This window comes from Wolbachia endosymbiont of Ceratosolen solmsi, from assembly GCF_017869155.1.
In the GTDB taxonomy this organism is placed as follows: Bacteria; Pseudomonadota; Alphaproteobacteria; order Rickettsiales; family Anaplasmataceae; genus Wolbachia; species Wolbachia pipientis.
In genome coordinates this window covers 860,145-878,497 of sequence record NZ_CP054598.1, presented here as the reverse complement: position 1 = coordinate 878,497, position 18,353 = coordinate 860,145, and the positions used below count along the sequence as shown (strand labels likewise).

Sequence of the window (18,353 nt, the reverse complement as noted above, 5' to 3'; positions counted from 1 at the left end):
GAAAAGGTATGACTCTTATACCAATTGTAGTTGAACAAACTAGTCGCGGTGAGCGCGCTTATGACATATATTCAAGACTAGTGAAAGAAAGAATAATTTTTGTAACAGGTCCTATTGAAGACAATATGGCCAGTGTAATAGTAGCACAGCTTTTATTTTTAGAATCGGAAAATCCCGATAAAGACATTTGTATGTACATCAACTCACCAGGTGGTGTTGTAACTGCTGGTTTGTCGATCTACGATACAATGCAGTATATAAACCCAGACGTTTCAACTTTATGTATAGGTCAAGCTGCGTCTATGGGTTCTTTATTGCTTGCAGCTGGTACAAAAGATAAGCGCTACTCTCTACCTCATTCAAGAATTATGATACATCAGCCATCTGGTGGTTATCATGGTCAAGCAACTGATATAGAAATACATGCTAATGAAATTTTGCGAGTTAAGAAAAAACTAAATCAAATTTATGAAAAACATACTGGAAATTCACTGAAGAAAATTGAAGGAATGATGGAAAGAGATAAATTCATGGATCCTGAAGAAGCAAGGAAAATTGGCTTAATTGACAGGGTGATAGCTGAGCGTACAGATATTGAAATTGAAAATATTAAAGTTAAACAAAAGGTGGGTTAATGGATAACAATAATGATTTACACTACTGTTCTTTTTGCAACAAGGCGCAAGATGAAGTAGATAAATTGATTACTAACTCTTCGGATGGTTTAAAGGTGTTTATTTGTAATGAGTGCATAGAATTATCCCATAAAGCAATAAGTCAAAAGAAAGATAGATCTTTTAATTCAGATCGTATATCTGATATGAAGCTATTACTAAAGAAACCTGAGGATATAAAAAACTTTCTCAGCAAGCATGTTGTAGGTCAAGAACACGCGCAACACGTTTTATCTGTAGCTATGTATAACCATTGTCAATCCATGGTACAATTTCATGCTATAAGTGATATTGAAATCGAGAAGTCAAATATAATGCTTATTGGTCCCACTGGTTCTGGTAAGACTTTGCTAGCCAAAACACTTGCTAAAGTTTCAGATGTGCCATTTGCTATGGCTGATGCGACAACTTTAACTGAGGCAGGTTATGTGGGTGATGATGTAGAAAGCGTGTTGTCGCGTTTATTACAAGCTGCAAATTATGACGTTGTAAAAGCACAGCGTGGTATAGTGTTTATAGATGAAATAGACAAGATTACAAGAAAATCTGAAAGCACTTCAATAACCCGTGACGTTTCAGGTGAAGGGGTCCAGCAAGCTCTGCTTAAGATTATGGAGGGTACAGTTGCTTATGTTCCGCCACAAGGAGGGCGAAAACACCCGCAACAAGAGTTTATACAAGTGGATACTAGTAACATACTGTTTATTTGTGGAGGAGCTTTTGAAGGCCTCGATAAAATTATTGAAGCGAGAAAAAAGGGAACGTCAGTTGGCTTTGGAGCAGATATAAGTCAGTCTAAAGAGCAAAAGAAAAAGAATGCTTTACATGATGTTCAACCTGAAGATTTAATCAAATTCGGTTTAATACCCGAATTTGTAGGGCGGGTTCCAATAACTGCTGTTTTAGATGAGCTGGATCATGAAGATTTAATACATGTGTTGACAGAGCCAAGGAATGCACTAATAAAACAGTACAAAGCATTGCTTGCGTTTAGCAAAGTAAACCTTGAGTTTTCAGATGAAGCAATATCAGCTATTGCTAAAAAGGCTATAAGCTACAAAACAGGTGCAAGAATGTTACGTGCTATCTTGGAGTCACTTTTGCTTGACATTATGTATACATCTGGAAACGGAGGCTTTGAAGGTAGCACTATAGTAATCACTAAGAAAATGGTAGAATTAGGAAAAGCAACGGTTAATCATAATAACAATGGCAATGTTATAACGGTTAATGATTAATTTGAGGCATATATTATGAACATTGAACGTGCTGTAAGCTCTAGTTTTACTGCATTGCCAGTATTACCTTTAAGAGATGTAGTAATTTTTCCAAATATAATGGTGCCTTTATTCATAGGCAGAGAAAAATCTGTTAATGCACTAGAGTATGCAATAAGTAGTAGTAATCACCAAAATGAGATTTTTCTTGTAGCACAGAAAGATGGCTCTGTTGATAATCCAGAGCCTGAAGATCTTTATGAAGTAGGTGTGTTAGCAAGCATTGTACAACCGTTAATAAAATTACCTGACAATGCAGTAAAAGTTATAATCCGGGGGATAAGAAGGGGAAGAGTTGTAGAATATATTAGCTCTCATACTTTATTACAAGCCAGGGTAGAGTTAGACAATCATTATAAAGAAGATGAAGACAATATTGATTTAGAAGCTTTAAGGCGGTCTGTTGTAGACGCGTTCGATAGCTGGTGTAAGCTAAACAAGAAAAATCAACCCGAGGTTGCCATTAACTCCATTGATCAAATCAAAGAAGTTGATCAACTTGTAGACACGGTAGCTTCACATTTAAATATAAAAGTATCAGATAAACAAAGTATACTTGAGGCTTATGACCCAGAAGAGCGTTTAAAAAAAGCTTTTGCTTTTATTGAGAGAGAAATGAGTATTTTGAACGCACAAAACCGTTTATATAAGACAATTAAATCGCAAGTTGAAAGCACTCAGAAAGTTTACTACCTTAACGAGCAATTGAAAGCTATACAGAAAGAATTAGGCGAATTTGAGAATGGTGATGAAGGGAATATACTCAATGAATTTGAAAAAAAGATAAATGAAACAAAGCTTTCTCAGGAAGCAAGAGAGAAAGCTATAACTGATTTGAAGAGATACAAGAAAATGAATCCCATTTCTCCTGAAGCTACAGTTATATCTAGTTACTTGCATTGGTTGCTTGAGTTGCCATGGGGAAAGTACAAAGATGCAAAAATTAACTTAAATGCAGCTAAGAAAATCTTAGATGAAAATCATTATGGCATAGAGAAAGTAAAAGATAGAATAATAGAATTTTTAGCGGTATTAAAAAGAGTAAAAGAGATAAAAGGTCCTATACTTTGCTTAGTTGGACCGCCAGGTGTTGGTAAAACTTCTTTAGCTAAGTCTATGGCAAGAGCAGTAGGAAGAGATTTTGTTCGCATAGCTCTTGGTGGTGTGCGTGATGAGTCTGAGATACGAGGGCATAGGAAAACTTATATTGGCTCAATGCCTGGTAAAATCATTCAACACATGAAAAAAGCTAATTCATGCAACCCGCTTTTTCTGCTTGATGAAATAGATAAGATGGGTTCTGATTCGCGTGGCGATCCTGCATCTGCATTACTTGAGGTTTTAGATACTGAGCACAATAAACACTTTACGGATCATTACTTGGAAGTTGAGTTTGATCTTTCAAGTGTAATGTTTGTAGCTACGGCAAACAGCTTAAATTTACCACATCCTTTGCGTGATAGGATGGAAATTATACAATTGTCCGGGTATACTGAAGATGAAAAAATCAGTATTGCTACACACCACCTTATTCCGAAGTTAAAGAAGGAGCATGGTTTGTATCAGAAGGAATGGGACATAACTAATGAGGCGTTATACGAGTTGATACGTTTATATACACGTGAAAGTGGTGTGCGGAGTATGGAAAGGGAGCTTGCAAAGCTCATGAGAAAGGCAGTTAAAGAAATATTGACTGATAAAAATAAGAAAATATCCGTAGGGGTTGACAATTTACAAGATTATTTAGGGGTACGTAAATATACCTTTGGCATTGCGGAAAATGAGAGTTTAGTAGGAATAGTAACTGGGCTCGCCTATACTGAAACAGGTGGTGATATTTTGATGATAGAATCAGTCCTAATTCCGGGCAAGGGAGAAATAAAATACACAGGAAAGCTTGGAGAGGTTATGCAAGAATCTATAAAAGCTGCGTATAGTTATATTCGATCAAATTGTTTGTTTTTTGGTATAAAGCCCGAAAAATTCCAAAATAATGATATACATTTACATGTACCTGAGGGTGCAGTACCAAAAGATGGCCCTTCTGCTGGCGGCGCGGTATGTACGTCTATTGTTTCTCTTATGACGAATATACCAGTTAACAAAAATGTTGCTATGACAGGCGAAGTGACATTGCGTGGTAGAGTTTTAGCTATTGGGGGCTTAAGAGAAAAATTGCTTGCAGCGCTCAGAGGATCAATCAAAACTGTGATTATACCAAGTGAAAATGAGAAAGATATGCAAGAGATTCCGGCAAGCATCAAAGAGGGGATCAACGTAGTTTTTGCTAAGAATATTGATGAAGTTATGAAAGTTGCTTTAATGCACCCTACTACTCCAATTGATGGTGATGATAATCAAAATAGTGTGCCTTCCTCTATAGAAAGTAAAGATGATACTTTTCCTATGTCGGAAACATTGAAGCATTAGATTAAAAAAATATTATCAATCTCCATTTCTCTTTTATCTGGCAAGAATCCACCAACTTGTGCATCCCATAAGGATATGACTTGCTTTGTTGTTATGTCATTCATATTTTTTACTTATTCTATCTCCCAGTTTAATTCAAGTAGATGATATATTATAATAGTCCTTTTCATGGAAACCTTTTCTGGTGGATTGCTTTCTAGAAAAACATTGGTCAAGGTGCCAACTGTGGTTTATAATAATATAAATTATATCATAGTTGATTTGCGTTTATCAGAGCTGAGGCATGTTTTATTTTACAAATTTTTGCCTATTTTACTGTTCCTATTTCTTTTTGTAGGAAGCGGCATATATTTTACTGTTCTTGGCGTGTCAAATGCTTTTTATCAGTTATCTCCACTAGTAGCCATTGTTCCTGCCATAGCTCTGGGTTGGGTTTTATACAAGGGCAATACTGAAGAAAAAATGTATGCCTTTCTAGATGGGGTAAGAGATCGTAATATTATCACTATGTGCATCATTTTTTTACTTGCAGGTGCATTCAGTGAAGTAACTAAAGCAATCGGTAGTGCTGATGCCACAGTTAATTTGGCTCTTTCATTTATACCAACACAATTTTTACTCATAGGATTATTTTTTGTAGCAGCTTTCATCTCCACTGCTATTGGTACATCAATGGGCACCATTGCAACAATTGCTCCTATTGCAGTTGAACTGACACAAGCTGGGATTTCTCCTTCCTTAGGAGTTGCAACCGTTGTAGGAGGAGCAATGTTTGGCGACAATTTATCTATTATCTCTGATACTACAATTGCATCTGTGATGTCTCAAAAGGCTGATATAAAGAAAAAATTAAAACTGAATGCAAAAGTGGCACTAATTGCTTCTATATTCACAATAATTATATTATTTTATAGCTCAAGCAATAGTGCTGCTATTTCAGTTAAGGAGTATTCTTTATTGCTTGTGACTCCTTACATAATACTTATATTGCTTGCAAACTTTGGAATAAATGTATTTACGGCATTGGTTTTAAGCATAACTTTTGCTGGAATCATTGGATTTATAAATAACAACAATTATGGTTTATTGTTTTTAAGCCAAAACATCACTAAGGGGTTTATGAGTATGCATGAAATTATGCTACTGTCATTGATGGTTGGCGGGCTTTCAGGACTGGTAGGTAAAAATTCTAATGAGCTTGCAGATAAACTTTCATCTTGGGTTATGATACAACGTGGTGGACAAAAAACTGCGCAATTATTTATTGCAAAAATAGTCAGCATATTTGATATTTTACTTGCAAATAACACCATCGCTATAATTTTTAGTGGTGAAATTGCTAGAGATATTGCTAAGAAATATGAAATACCGCCTTACTATAGTGCAGCATGGCTAGGCATATTTTCTTGTGTATTTCAAGGATTAATACCGTATGACGCTCAATTGCTTTTGGCTAGCACTATTGCTGGAGTTTCACCTTTGGCAGTCGTGCCACACGTATACTATTGCTATGTTTTAGGTATTATTGCAGTGTTATATATTGTATTGAACAAAATTGAGAAAAAAGATTGTGCTTAATATACAAGACAACGCTCCGCTCTGTAGAAAATGGATGTTCTTGGCAGTATGTGCTCTTGCTTGCTCTGGGTTACTGTCAATAATTGTTATTTTTCTACGATTGCCTTTTATCTCCTCTCTTGTTCCTTCTGCACAATATATTTTTGATAATGCGCTGGTAATACACGTGAACTTGTCAATTTTAGTGTGGATGTGCTCTATAATATCTCTGCTCTTTATCATAAACCTACAAAATACCAATAGTTGGTTTAACTTTTCATGGGTTCTATCAACCCTTTCGATGCTGCTCATGTTTATATCCGCATTCGTTCCAAACACTGAAGTTATCAAAAGTAATTATATTCCCGTGTTACAAAACAAATTATTTTTGTTTGGACTCAGTTTATTTATTGCCAGTATATTAGTAAATACAATGCTAGCATACACATCAAAAAAAGAGGTTTCATTTCTCTCTGTTGGGCAAATTGGGCTAGTTATTATACTTGTATCGTCATTTCTTTGCTTTGTTTTAGCATATAATAATATGCCTCCAGGTCTATATCACTCAGATAATAATTTATTTTACGAATATCTCTTTTGGGGAGGCGGACATTTATTGCAGTTTGCTTTTACTCAAGGAATGTTTTTAGTCTATTTAATGATCAGTGATGTTAGTTTAGCTTCAAGCAATAAAATTACTATTTTACCACTATTTATAAACACGATTTTAGCTGTAGGAGCACCGTTTGTATATTTTGTTTATCCAGTTGATAGTGCCAAGTTAATACAGTTTTTTACTTGGCATATGAGGATTGCTGGAGCAGTTTTGCCGTGCTTTTTGATAATATTAGTGTGCTGCAACATCAGAACTTTTATTAATGATAAAAGCAACTATTTATTACATTCATTTTTGTTGTTCACTTATGGAGATGTGCTCGGAGTGTTGACTATTGAAGGAAATGTCACCATTCCCGCTCATTATCACGGTTCTGTAGTTGGGATCACTATAGCTTTTATGAATTTCATTTATTGGCTGTTACCCAAATTAAACTTTAAAGAGATAAAAGGTTCCATGGTAAGATTACAGATTTATGCCTACAGTATAGGGCATTTTCTCCATATCACTGGTCTTGTGTGGCTTGGTGGATATGGTGCTTTAAGGAAGGTTGCAGATCTGCCAAGTATTTCATCAATGTTAGCACGCACGTGCTTCATTATAGGTGGCGCTATATCAGTTGTTGGTGGAATGTTGTTCGTAATAATTGTGCTTTTACATCTGTTAAAAGGCAAAGCGCGTACCAACTGACCCATAGAAACAAAAAAACTTACTTGACAAACTCCGCCAGCCCCCTTATCATGAAACTGAAGCTATTTATTTATCTTCTCTGTACAGATTAAATGACAAAAAACTCACGTATCTGGCGTCCCATGTTTAATTTTTTGCACTATGTGCACCTTATGTCTTTATAAAATTCTAGGTTTTTACCTAATATAAGCTGAAATGCGCTTATAAAGCATTTAAAACATCAAAAAACGCCGATTTAAAAAATGGATAGTGAATAACTAGCTACCCTAGGGTTTCTTTTGCCTTTTTTTCTGTTTAGTAAATTTCTTAATGTTTATAATTTAGATTAGTTGCGGCTTAAAAGCAACTGAATCGCGGTTATTAAACGTTTAGAATAAAAAAACGCCATACTTGAAAGTATAATGTAAGTAATTAGCCAACCACGGGGCTTCTTTTGCCTTTTTTTTCGTTTGGTAAATTTTTTAATATTTATACGGAAGGTAGCGCGTGACGCTGGAACCCCAAAAAAAGGATGATGTCATCCCAGTGCTCCTTTTTTTGTCATCCGAGTAGCTGACACTGTCCTCCTTTGTCATCCCAGTGCCCAAACATTGGGATCCAGCATTTCACGCAATCCCATCAAGAACGTTGTATTTTACATAACACTTTTATGCTTACCAACTTAATAAAATTCCTGGATCCCAGTGGGCTTTGTTGCATCGCTACTTATGAAAGGCTAACTATAATTAGGATTATAAGCAACTTATTGAAAATCTTGTTTTTTTGCAATCAATCTGATCAAATTTAAGAATAGTAATTTGTTATTTATATTAATAAATTTAATTCTATTGAAAATAGCTAAAGCATTGAAATTCTTGAATTTTAGCCGGATTAGTGAGTGGTAGTGAAATTTCTTTTACTCAAATTTAGGTATTCACTGACCGTTCTTGTTATAAATACCAGAATAATAAGCTACTGATATTCTCCACCTTTTTTATCTTTAATCCATCATAGCTAGCGATGCAACAAAGCCATCATAGTCAAGGCACTGGAATGACAAAAAAAGGAGGCACTGGAACGACAAAGTGGAGTGTCTGCTTCTGTCATTCTATGATAGCTAAAAAGACCTGGTCACGCGCTGGAATGACACCGAAGGGGCTACTGCCCTCTTGGATGGAGACCAGTGTCAGCTACTTAGATGATACCTTTTTTCTACTTAGTTTATGTTATGCAGAAGTCTAATACAATTATAGAACAAGCTTAAAAATTCTGGTAAAGTAGTTTTATTTACAAAGAAAGAATATGCTACTTGAAATTGAAAAGCGCAGCATAACAAATGCATTGTGGAAGTTGCAAGAAGCAGATCAAAGGCAAATCTTAACTCTTACACAGAGATTTGAGTTACCAGAAATATTAGCAAGAATATTGGTTACTCGTGGTGTTAACATAGAAAATGCAAGCGACTTCTTATATCCACTAATCAGATCGCTATTACCAGATCCCTTTCACCTTCTTGATATGGATAAAGCTGTTTCTCGTATAATACGGGCAATGAAAAATGATGAAAACCTTGCAATATTTGGTGACTATGATGTTGATGGTGCAACGTCGTCAGCATTGATTAACAGGTACCTGAGAGCAATCGATATACACTCTATAATCTACATTCCAGATCGTGTTGATGAGGGTTATGGATTAAACACAGATGCTTTATTACAACTTAAAAAGAATGGAATTGATTTATGTATTTCCGTTGATTGTGGTACGCTTGCATATCAACCAATAGAAGATGCAAAGGCTTTTGGTCTTGATATTATAGTTGTTGACCATCACCTTGGTACGGAAAAATTACCAAGCGCCGTAGCAGTTGTGAATCCAAACCGCCTTGATGAGAGCTCTCCTTATAATAACCTAGCAGCAGTTGGAGTGTCATTTCTGCTAATTGTTGCTCTTAATAAAAGCCTACGTGAGCAAGGATTTTTTACCAACAAAAAAGAACCAGATTTATTTGATCTGTTGGATTTGGTTGCCCTGGGAACTGTCTGTGATGTTATGCAGATCACAGGCCTCAATAGAGCACTTGTCTCACAAGGATTAAAAGTTATGTCAACAAGAAAAAACGTTGGCTTGCGTGTTTTATTTGATGCTTTGGGAATCCTTGAAAAACCAAGTGTTTCGCGGTTGGGGTTTAGCATTGGACCGTGCATAAATGCTGGAGGAAGAATTGGAGAAGCATCGCTTGGTGCAAGGTTGCTTTCCACCGATGATGATGAAGAGGCACATTCAATCGCGCTAAAATTAATAGATTTGAATAATGCAAGAAAAGTGTTAGAAAATGAGGCTCTCTTGGAAGCTACAGCACAAGCGGAAAAGTCTGCCCAATCAGGTGCGAATTTTATAATGATAAGTGGCAATTGGCACCAGGGAATAATTGGTATAATTGCATCAAGGCTAAAGGAGCAGTTTCACTTGCCAACAGTAGTGATATCTTTAAATAATGGAATAGGAAAAGCAAGCTGTAGATCAATTTTGGGAGTTGATATCGGTGCTGCAGTCCTTTCCGCAAAGTTTATAAATTTGATTATTGAAGGTGGTGGCCATAGTATGGCGGCAGGATTTTCAATTAAAGAAGACAAAATAAATGATTTGCATGATTTTTTTACTGAAAGATTTTCAAACTCTATAAATGAGAAAACTTTAAAAGCTGATAGTATAGTAACTGCTAAAGCAATAAATTTGTCTTTATGGAATCAATTGCAACGCTTGGGACCATTTGGAGTTGGAAATCCTGAACCAAGGTTTATTATCCAAGGAGCAAAGATAAGAAAGCCTGAAGTTATAGGAGTTGACCATATAAAATGTTTTATTGCTGATGATAATGTTATGGTAAGAGCTATTGCATTTCGTTCTGCAAATACTCATCTTGGCTCTGCTATCATGCAGGGTAATGTTAAAGCTATTTTGGGTAAAATCTCTATGAATTACTGGAATGGCAATGAATTTGTACAATTTTTAATAGAAGATGTATTGACCATTAGTTGAGTGTATCTGTTCAGCAGAGTGGCAAAATAGGTAGACAAGATAAACCAAAAAATCGAGAAAAAGTGAGTTTACAACAACTGGTGTCATGAAATTATCTGACACTGATTTCCATCCAAGAGGGTGTCATCCCAGTGCGTGACACTGGGATGACACCCTACTTAACCGTCATACCGCGATTCATTCGCGGTATCTCAGCCGCTAACAAGTAGCGGGATGACGGTTGTCGTTTAGCCATAAACATTAAGAAATTTACCAAACGAAAAAAAAGGCAAAAGAAGCCCTGGGGTTATTATCCGCTTTAAAATATTGGCGTTTTTTATGTTTTAAACGCTTGACAAGCGAGATTCAGCCGCTTTTAATTGCAACTAACTTACGCTGCAAATGTTTAAGAAATTTACTAAGCAGAAAAAAAGACAAAGAATCCCCGAGTTAGCTAGTCTTTTACTATCTCTGTCGAGTATTGGCATTTTTTGATGTCTTGTAACGCTTTATAAGCGCGTTCAGCTTATTTAGATAAAAATCTAGATGTAGATGAAGTTTTGTAAAGACATACAGTATCTATATACTGCAAAAAATTGAACATAAGACGCCAATACATTAAGTAATCCTTACCTTTTAATCTGCAGATTGGCGAAAGCAAATACAATAGCTTCACTATCATGATAAGGGCGCTGGCGAAGGGTGTCAAGTAAGTTTTTTCGTTTCTATATGCGCTACCTTAAGACTTCAACGTCTTAACGCACCTAACTCCATCTGCATATAAATTTGCATGGCTCTTTCCAGTATTAAGCAATGCAAATCCAATGTTGTCTACACTAGAGCGCAGTTCCCCTATTTCCTCATTGTTTTCATTTGTCACTTTAGTGCCAATATCTGGAAGTGCGTTATCCCCCTCAACAAGGTAAAGTTTTCTTCTGAATATTTCTTGTCTGCTCATTCGATTTACAACTTCCTGACCTATATAACACCCCTTATTAAAGCTTATACCGTTTACCTTATCGATTAAAAATTGCAGCGGAAACGATGAATTCTGCACCATATCTTTCGCTCCATCTGGAACGAGATTTTGAATTCTAACTTTTTCATACTGAGTAAAATCCCCAACCGGCTCTTTTATTTCATCTTTATGTATGATCCTCATTCCTAGCAGCTTGTGCCTTGGATCTTGAAAAATAACTTGTGACTTACCACTACACTCCGCCAACTTAGTATTAAACAAAACTCCAACCTTATATAGTGCGCTAACGTCTTTAATCTTCACTCTCAAGTAAGTTTTAAGCAAATCCAGTTTCTCGATTATTTGCTGCAAGTGCATGTTTTCGCACTCTAAGAGGGTGTATTTACCATATTCAATAAGAAAAAAATCATATAGATATTTTCCCTGAGGGCTAAGCAATAAAGAGTAAATGGCTTTTTGGCTATCCAACTTATTAATATCATTGGTTATAATACCCTGCAGAAAATCTCTAGTGTCAGGCCCATATAGCACTATCACACCACGACTTAAAAATGGTATATAACTCATGAAATCTCTATAAATAAATCTAAATTTTATTATATAACATTAGGCTCTTTTAGAAACTGCTTTTGGCGTGCATATTTTATAATGGCGTGCATATTTTACAAGCTCCAGCCCTTGAAATCTAACTTACGAGTATATATATAAACTTATAAGTTAATTTGTTGATGAGGAAAAACAAATGTCAAGTATAAGTTTAAATGTATTAGATGATAGCGTGCTGATCAAGCCTATTAGCGAAGAAAAGCAAGGTGGAATTGTGCTTCCATCAAGTGCTGAAAAGAAACCTACTAAAGGTGAAGTTATAGCAATTGGTGAAGGTTCACGCAATTCAAGTGGCGAACGCGTAACTTTAACTGTGAAAGCTGGTGATAAAGTGTTCTATCGTCAATGGGCTGGTACAGAAATAGAACATAATGATGAAAAGCTTATCGTGATGAAAGAGTCCGATATACTTGCTGTCATTAAATAGCAGTCTTTATTTTACTAAACTTAAACAAAGCGCAACATGACGCATTGTGAATGATTTTATTATAGTTTTCTAAATTTTTTATTAACAAGAGGTGATAAAAATGACTAATGTAGTAGTATCAGGTGAGCAGTTGCAAGAAGCCTTTCGTGAAGTCGCAGCAATAGTAGACTCAACGGTGGCAATAACTGCGGGACCTAGAGGAAAAACAGTAGGGATTAATAAGCCCTATGGAGCACCAGAAATTACAAAAGATGGTTATAAGGTGATGAAGGGTATCAAGCCTGAAAAACCATTAAACGCTGTAATAGCAAGCATCTTTGCACAAAGTTGTTCTCAATGTAACGATAAAGTTGGTGATGGTACAACAACGTGCTCAATACTAACTAGCAACATGATAATGGAAGCTTCAAAATCAATTGCTGCTGGAAACGATCGTGTTGGTATTAAAAACGGAATACAGAAGGCAAAAGATGTAATATTAAAGGAAATTACGTCAATGTCTCGTACAATTTCTCTAGAGAAAATAGACGAAGTGGCACAAGTTGCAATAATATCTGCAAATGGTGATAAGGATATAGGTAACAGTATTGCTGATTCCGTGAAAAAAGTTGGAAAAGAGGGTGTAATAACTGTTGAAGAGAGTAAAGGTTCAAAAGAGTTAGAAGTTGAGCTGACTACTGGCATGCAATTTGATCGCGGTTATCTCTCTCCGTATTTTATTACAAATAATGAAAAAATGATCGTGGAGCTTGATAATCCTTATCTATTAATTACAGAGAAAAAATTAAATATTATTCAACCTTTACTTCCTATTCTTGAAGCTATTGTTAAATCTGGTAAACCTTTGGTTATTATTGCAGAGGATATCGAAGGTGAAGCATTAAGCACTTTAGTTATCAATAAATTGCGTGGTGGTTTAAAAGTTGCTGCAGTAAAAGCTCCAGGTTTTGGTGACAGAAGAAAGGAGATGCTCGAAGACATAGCAACTTTAACTGGTGCTAAGTACGTCATAAAAGATGAACTTGGAATCAAGATGGAAGATCTCACGCTTGATGATCTTGGTACGGCTAAAAATGTTAAAATTACTAAAGATAATACCACAGTTGTCAGCGAAAATAGCGATTCTGACAGTGTGAAAGCTAGAATCGAGCAGATTAAATCTCAAATTGAAACTTCAACTTCTGATTATGATAAAGAAAAGCTAAGAGAACGTTTAGCGAAATTATCAGGTGGCGTTGCTGTGCTCAAAGTTGGTGGAGCAACTGAAGTGGAAGTTAAAGAACGTAGAGATAGAGTCGAAGATGCGCTGCATGCAACAAGAGCTGCAATTGAAGAAGGTATAGTTCCAGGTGGTGGGGTTGCGCTTCTTTATGCTTCATCTGTTCTCGACAAATTAAAAGGTGCAAGTGACGAGGAACAAATAGGCATAAACATTATCAAGAAAGTTCTCAGTGCTCCAATTAGAAGGTTAGTCAAAAATGCTGGTCTTGAATCTGCTGTTATAATTGACTATTTGATTAAGCAGAATGATAAAGAGCTTATATACAACGTTGAGGCTATGAATTACGCTAATGCATTTACAGCTGGTGTGATTGATCCAGCAAAAGTGGTGCGTATTGCTTTTGAAACAGCGGTATCTGTTGCGAGTGTGCTGATAACTACTGAATCTATGATAGTTGATGTACCAAGCAAAGAAAATGCTTCATCTCCTATGGGTGCAGGAGAAATGAGTGGCATGGGTGGATTCTAAGTAGAATGAAACCGTGGAGCAATTGCTCCACGGTAGTTCCAAAAAATCTCACATTTTACTATTCGTTAAAGGTAATACGTTTGGTGCAGAAATGCACTACTGTTTGCATCCGTTTCATGCCTTTATATTGTGGTTGTCTAATAACAAAAAGGCAGCATAAAAGAACTATAATCCCTAGTATATTTATACTATAGCTAACACGTCATACCGCGATTCATTCCACAACTGTACGAACATTACAATATGGCACATAGTAAACGATGTCATGAAAGTAGCTGACACTGGAATTCAGGAAAAAGGATGATGTCATTCCAGTGCTTGACACTGGAATCCAGCATTTCCATAATCATCAAGACATTGTATTTTAACAAAAAACAGCTATTTTTATGCTTGCCAACTTAATAAAATTCCTGGATCCCAGTGTCAAGCACTGGGATGACACCCTCCTTATGGGCCAAAATCACAATGTTCGTACAGTTGTGGATTCATTCGCGGTATCTCGGCATAGATTCCGCTAACAAGTAGCGGAATGACGAATTTGTCGTTTTTCAGATTGTTGTAAGTCAGTTTAGCTATAGCATAATGCTATATTAATAAATAATCTATATAATGCTATTAAATGTAATAATTAAAATCTAAATCACTTTCTCTATAAAAGGAGAAATTTACCTTAATGAAAATATATATATATTTAATATTATTTTTATTTTTTTCTTGCGCTCAACTATATGCTGACGAGGAAATTGCAAAATTTGATTTACTTATTGGCGAGATAAATGAAGCAAGCTTCACTCTTAAAGGTGCAATAAAGGTTACAGTAGAACCAGGCTGGCACATATATTATAAAGATCCTGGAGATTTTGGCCTTCCCACGTCTATTAGTTACAAAGGTAATGCATCAGATATAAATATTCACTGGCCTATTCCAAAGGAACATAAAGATAAAGTAGGGAGAGAGACGTTTGTAAGTAACGTATATGAGGATATGGTATTATTTCCCTTTAAGATGAATATATTTTTAAATCAAGGGTATATTGACCTTAACTTCCATATAAATTATGCGATATGTAAAGATAGGTGCATCCCTAAAAATGTTGAGATAAAAATCAGGCAACCATTAAAGGATTTTATAGATTCTGATATCAATAAACTTATAAATGAGTGGTATGAAAAATAGAGTTCTCATGGGGTAGGTGTCATTCCAGCGCGTGACACTGGAATCTCATTTACTTTTTTGTTCACTATGTGAGGAACTTGGGCCTACAAGTATATAAACATAATGGTTTCACATAAAAAATTTAGATCCCAGATACTGTCTCTGCTGTCAAACAAATTATCCAACAAAATTACAATTAAATGGTTGATTCTTTTTAAGAATACCAAAAAAGACATGCATTAATTTTCGCATTAACGCAAGAACTATGACTTTTGGACATTTGCCTTTACTTGCTAGACGCTGACAAAACTTTTGAAAATGATTATTATGGTTTTTGACTACTATAGCTGGCATATAAAGAGCTTTTCGAATACGCTCAGATCCTATTTTGCATATGCAACTTCTCTTACTTACTGACGATCCCGATTGATAATGTCCTGGCAGCAAAAGCTGTAAATTGTTTAGCATTGTCAAAGTTATCAACTGATGGCATTTCTGCGACAACAGCAACAGCAGTAAGATATCCTATACCTTTTATAGTCTTAAGGTTTTCCACCATATTTTTTAGATGTGGATAGTTATTTATATGCTCATTAATTTCTTTTTCGAGAACAATAATTTGCTCCTCTATTGCCAAAATTACTTTAGATATAGCTTCTTTGCAACTGGAATGCATATTTTTGTTTTCCAAGCGATTTGTCTGTTGCACCTTATCATCTTTTAGCGATTGCATGCAACGCCCTCAAATGCCTCATTTCAGGTGCAATGGGCTTCCAAAGAGCAGGTTTGTTGGCGATACAAAATCTAGCTATCATAGCTGCATCTGATTTATCTGTCTTATTTCTGAGCAGCTCACTTTTGCCAAAAGCTTTCTGGGTTTACTATACTGACATTATGTCCTAAATCATGCATAAAAGTAGCCAAATCTTCTCCATACCAACTAGTTGCTTCAAGACATAAATGAGTAAGATTTGCTCCATGGCCATTGCACCAAACTACAAGTTTTGCAAAACCATCTTGATTATTTTGAAAGACTTTGTGTCGTTTTTTACTGTCCACTAACAAACAAACATCAAATTTCTTTTTTGAAATATCCACACCCAAAATAGCATTTACTTGCATAAAATTGCCTCCAAGACTATAAATAAACTGAGAGTTTAGACTAACCTTGTAATACGTGATATAATTCCAAAAGATACTGTTCAGTCTTTAACTCTATGGGAGGGAAGCAAAATCTGGCTTAATGGCATTAGTGTCGCATCAGCTTCACCCTCCCTGTGAGGTATTTTAGCTCTAATGCCTCACATCATAAAGATACAAGTGTCACGCACTAACCGTACGAACATTGAGATATAAGAGTAATTTGTACCAAGAAAAAAGATGTCATCCCAGTGCCCAGACACTGGGATGACATCGTCTTAACATTGTACCATATTACAATGTTCGTACAGTTATATGTCACGCTACTTGGATGACAAGAAAAGGTTTCTAGAATGACGGAAACGAAGTCATACATAGAAAATAGGTTAGGTATTTTCAATTTTTGTTGTATACTCAAATAAAAATCTCACTTTTACAGATGGATACAGTAAAGTTTGTTTTATTACTGCCAACAATATTACTCATGCTAGTTGCTGGTGTTTACCTATCGATTAAACTAAAATGGCTACAGGTATTTAGATTACCATACGCCCTTTCACTCCTTGGAGCTAAAAAAGGAGAAAATAAATTTTCTTCTATAGCCGCTCTGTTTACAATTTTAGGGGGAAATTTGGGAGTAGGAAATATTTCAGGAACTGCTGTTGCTCTAAAAACCGGAGGACCGGGCTCTATTTTGTGGATGGCGATAATTATTGTTATCACTTCTGTGATAAAATATGTCACTTGTTATCTAAGTATAAAAACCAGAAAGGAAAAGAACGGACGGTTTATAGGCGGCCCTGTAGCCTACATGGCTGATGCATTTAACTCTAGAAAAGCTACAATTGTGTTTCTAGTTGTTATGATAATGGTTTCAATAACAGTTGGTAACCTTGTTCAGGTAAATTCTCTATCAATACCACTTAACATGATAGATGTGCCTGTAGTCATTGGTGGCATTGTAATGGCCATAATATTTTTTGTTGTTGCAGCTCTCAGCTTAAAAAAAATTAAAATTTTTATATCGGCTATGATACCGATAATGACGGTAAGTTACCTCACACTTTGCGGTATCATATTATTTAAATTTAGTGAAAATATTCTTCCTTCTCTAAAACTAATAACAAGCAGTTTTTTTACAACCAGTAGCTTTAACTCTGGTTTATCTTTAGGTTTGATTTTAGAAATGTTGACTATTATTCAAGTTGGAACTTTGCGAGGTATTTTTGCAACAGATATAGGGCTTGGCCTTGAAGGAATCGTACATTCTTCAATTGTTCCTAAGAAAAATAACAATAAATTTATTATTGAGCAGAGTCTAATTACGATAATATCGCCTTTTATAGTTGCGTTTATAGTGTTTATTACAACAATGGTACTGCTTGTCACAGATTCTTGGATTACTGATTTAGAGAGCACTAACATGTGCATATTTGCTTTTAGAAAGGCAATGAATTGGCCTTATATTGACTATTTAATTATGGCCATAATGTTTTGTTTTGCTTTTACTACTATTTTTACTTGGTTTTTTTGCTCAAAACAGACAATACGCTATGTGTCTATGGATAATAAATACACTAAAATCTGGATTGTAATTTTTACCATGATCATTCCGCTTGGTGCGATAGGTAAGGTCCGGTTGCTATGGGATGTTGCTGATATCTCGATTGCTGCTTTGTTGTTTATCAACATACTCGCTATACTCAAGCTAACCTCTCAAGATCCAGAAGTGTTTACTATGAGTAGCAGATATTTGAAGTTGCAAAAACAGAGCTATAGCTAAAGCAATTTAGGCTATGCAGCTGTTGTGATATAAGAGTGATTTCCGCCAAGAAGGATGTCATCCCAGTGCCCAGACACTGGGATCCAGGAATCTTGATTGGCACTAAGTTAGTGAGCATAAAAGTAGCTAATCTTATGTTAAAACACAACATTTTTGATGGGGTTCGTGAAAGGCTGGATTCCAGACTGGAATGACAACTTAAATCGTTTGATGTTACCATAAAATAGCTTGTGTCATCACATTAGTAACACAACCTTCCTTAATAAAA

The 18,353-nt window shown here is 35.6% G+C and carries 14 protein-coding genes and 1 pseudogene; 12 read left to right on the top strand and 3 right to left on the bottom strand.

From position 1 onward, the window contains the following. Nucleotides 1-8: 8 nt before the first annotated feature. The 7 genes from clpP to recJ all read left to right on the top strand — a co-directional run bounded on the left by clpP (nucleotide 9) and on the right by recJ (nucleotide 10,265). A complete protein-coding gene (gene clpP, locus HUB95_RS04290; RefSeq protein ID WP_197907222.1) occupies nucleotides 9-635 on the top strand; it encodes an ATP-dependent Clp endopeptidase proteolytic subunit ClpP in 627 nt (208 codons plus the stop codon). Beyond that, a complete protein-coding gene (clpX, locus tag HUB95_RS04285; RefSeq protein WP_006279985.1) occupies nucleotides 635-1,912 on the top strand; it encodes an ATP-dependent Clp protease ATP-binding subunit ClpX in 1,278 nt (425 codons plus the stop codon). Before clpP ends, clpX begins: the two co-directional genes overlap by 1 nt. A 15-nt stretch (nucleotides 1,913-1,927) precedes the next feature. Further along, nucleotides 1,928-4,381, top strand: coding sequence for an endopeptidase La (gene lon / locus HUB95_RS04280; protein WP_141456951.1), 2,454 nt, complete (start codon nucleotides 1,928-1,930; stop codon nucleotides 4,379-4,381). 168 nt (nucleotides 4,382-4,549) lie between these two features. Further along, complete coding sequence (locus tag HUB95_RS04275; RefSeq protein ID WP_244662735.1) at nucleotides 4,550-5,959, top strand: Na+/H+ antiporter NhaC family protein; 1,410 nt, start codon at nucleotides 4,550-4,552, stop codon at nucleotides 5,957-5,959. Nucleotides 5,960-5,993: 34 nt separating this feature from the next. Beyond that, complete coding sequence (locus HUB95_RS04270; RefSeq protein ID WP_174516867.1) at nucleotides 5,994-7,244, top strand: cbb3-type cytochrome c oxidase subunit I; 1,251 nt, start codon at nucleotides 5,994-5,996, stop codon at nucleotides 7,242-7,244. 999 nt (nucleotides 7,245-8,243) lie between these two features. After that, nucleotides 8,244-8,465, top strand: a complete 222-nt coding sequence (locus HUB95_RS04265) for a hypothetical protein (protein WP_209452340.1) — start codon at nucleotides 8,244-8,246, stop codon at nucleotides 8,463-8,465. Between the two features lie 60 nt (nucleotides 8,466-8,525). Continuing rightward, nucleotides 8,526-10,265 (top strand): single-stranded-DNA-specific exonuclease RecJ, encoded by a 1,740-nt coding sequence (gene recJ / locus HUB95_RS04260; RefSeq protein WP_209452339.1) that lies wholly within the window; start codon nucleotides 8,526-8,528, stop codon nucleotides 10,263-10,265. Between the two features lie 718 nt (nucleotides 10,266-10,983). On the opposite strand, the gene ygfZ is transcribed toward recJ, so the two are convergent. Beyond that, the gene (ygfZ, locus tag HUB95_RS04255) at nucleotides 10,984-11,790 is read right to left on the bottom strand and encodes a CAF17-like 4Fe-4S cluster assembly/insertion protein YgfZ (RefSeq protein ID WP_015589111.1); all 807 of its coding nucleotides are present in this window, start codon (nucleotides 11,788-11,790) and stop codon (nucleotides 10,984-10,986) included. Nucleotides 11,791-11,974: 184 nt separating this feature from the next. Here ygfZ and HUB95_RS04250 point away from each other — a divergent pair, with 184 nt between their 5' ends. From HUB95_RS04250 to HUB95_RS04240, 3 genes are all read left to right on the top strand, one after another. Next, complete coding sequence (locus HUB95_RS04250; RefSeq protein ID WP_173862882.1) at nucleotides 11,975-12,256, top strand: co-chaperone GroES; 282 nt, start codon at nucleotides 11,975-11,977, stop codon at nucleotides 12,254-12,256. 100 nt (nucleotides 12,257-12,356) lie between these two features. Then, nucleotides 12,357-14,006, top strand: a complete 1,650-nt coding sequence (groL, locus tag HUB95_RS04245; protein WP_141456977.1) for a chaperonin GroEL — start codon at nucleotides 12,357-12,359, stop codon at nucleotides 14,004-14,006. 673 nt (nucleotides 14,007-14,679) lie between these two features. Beyond that, nucleotides 14,680-15,183 (top strand): protein-disulfide reductase DsbD domain-containing protein, encoded by a 504-nt coding sequence (locus HUB95_RS04240; protein WP_015589109.1) that lies wholly within the window; start codon nucleotides 14,680-14,682, stop codon nucleotides 15,181-15,183. A 156-nt stretch (nucleotides 15,184-15,339) separates the two neighbouring features. Here HUB95_RS04240 and HUB95_RS06625 read toward each other — a convergent pair. Continuing rightward, nucleotides 15,340-16,284, bottom strand: a pseudogene (locus tag HUB95_RS06625) (IS110 family transposase). Between the two features lie 208 nt (nucleotides 16,285-16,492). Then, nucleotides 16,493-16,720: a hypothetical protein gene (locus tag HUB95_RS04220; protein ID WP_197907227.1), complete on the bottom strand. Its 228-nt coding sequence runs from the start codon at nucleotides 16,718-16,720 to the stop codon at nucleotides 16,493-16,495. Between the two features lie 21 nt (nucleotides 16,721-16,741). Between HUB95_RS04220 and HUB95_RS04215 the strand changes: the two genes are divergently transcribed. Further along, on the top strand, nucleotides 16,742-18,085 hold the full coding sequence (locus HUB95_RS04215) for an alanine:cation symporter family protein (RefSeq protein ID WP_015589108.1): 1,344 nt from the start codon (nucleotides 16,742-16,744) through the stop codon (nucleotides 18,083-18,085). Nucleotides 18,086-18,120: 35 nt separating this feature from the next. Continuing rightward, on the top strand, nucleotides 18,121-18,279 hold the full coding sequence (locus HUB95_RS04210; RefSeq protein ID WP_153296804.1) for a hypothetical protein: 159 nt from the start codon (nucleotides 18,121-18,123) through the stop codon (nucleotides 18,277-18,279). Nucleotides 18,280-18,353 lie beyond the last annotated feature (74 nt).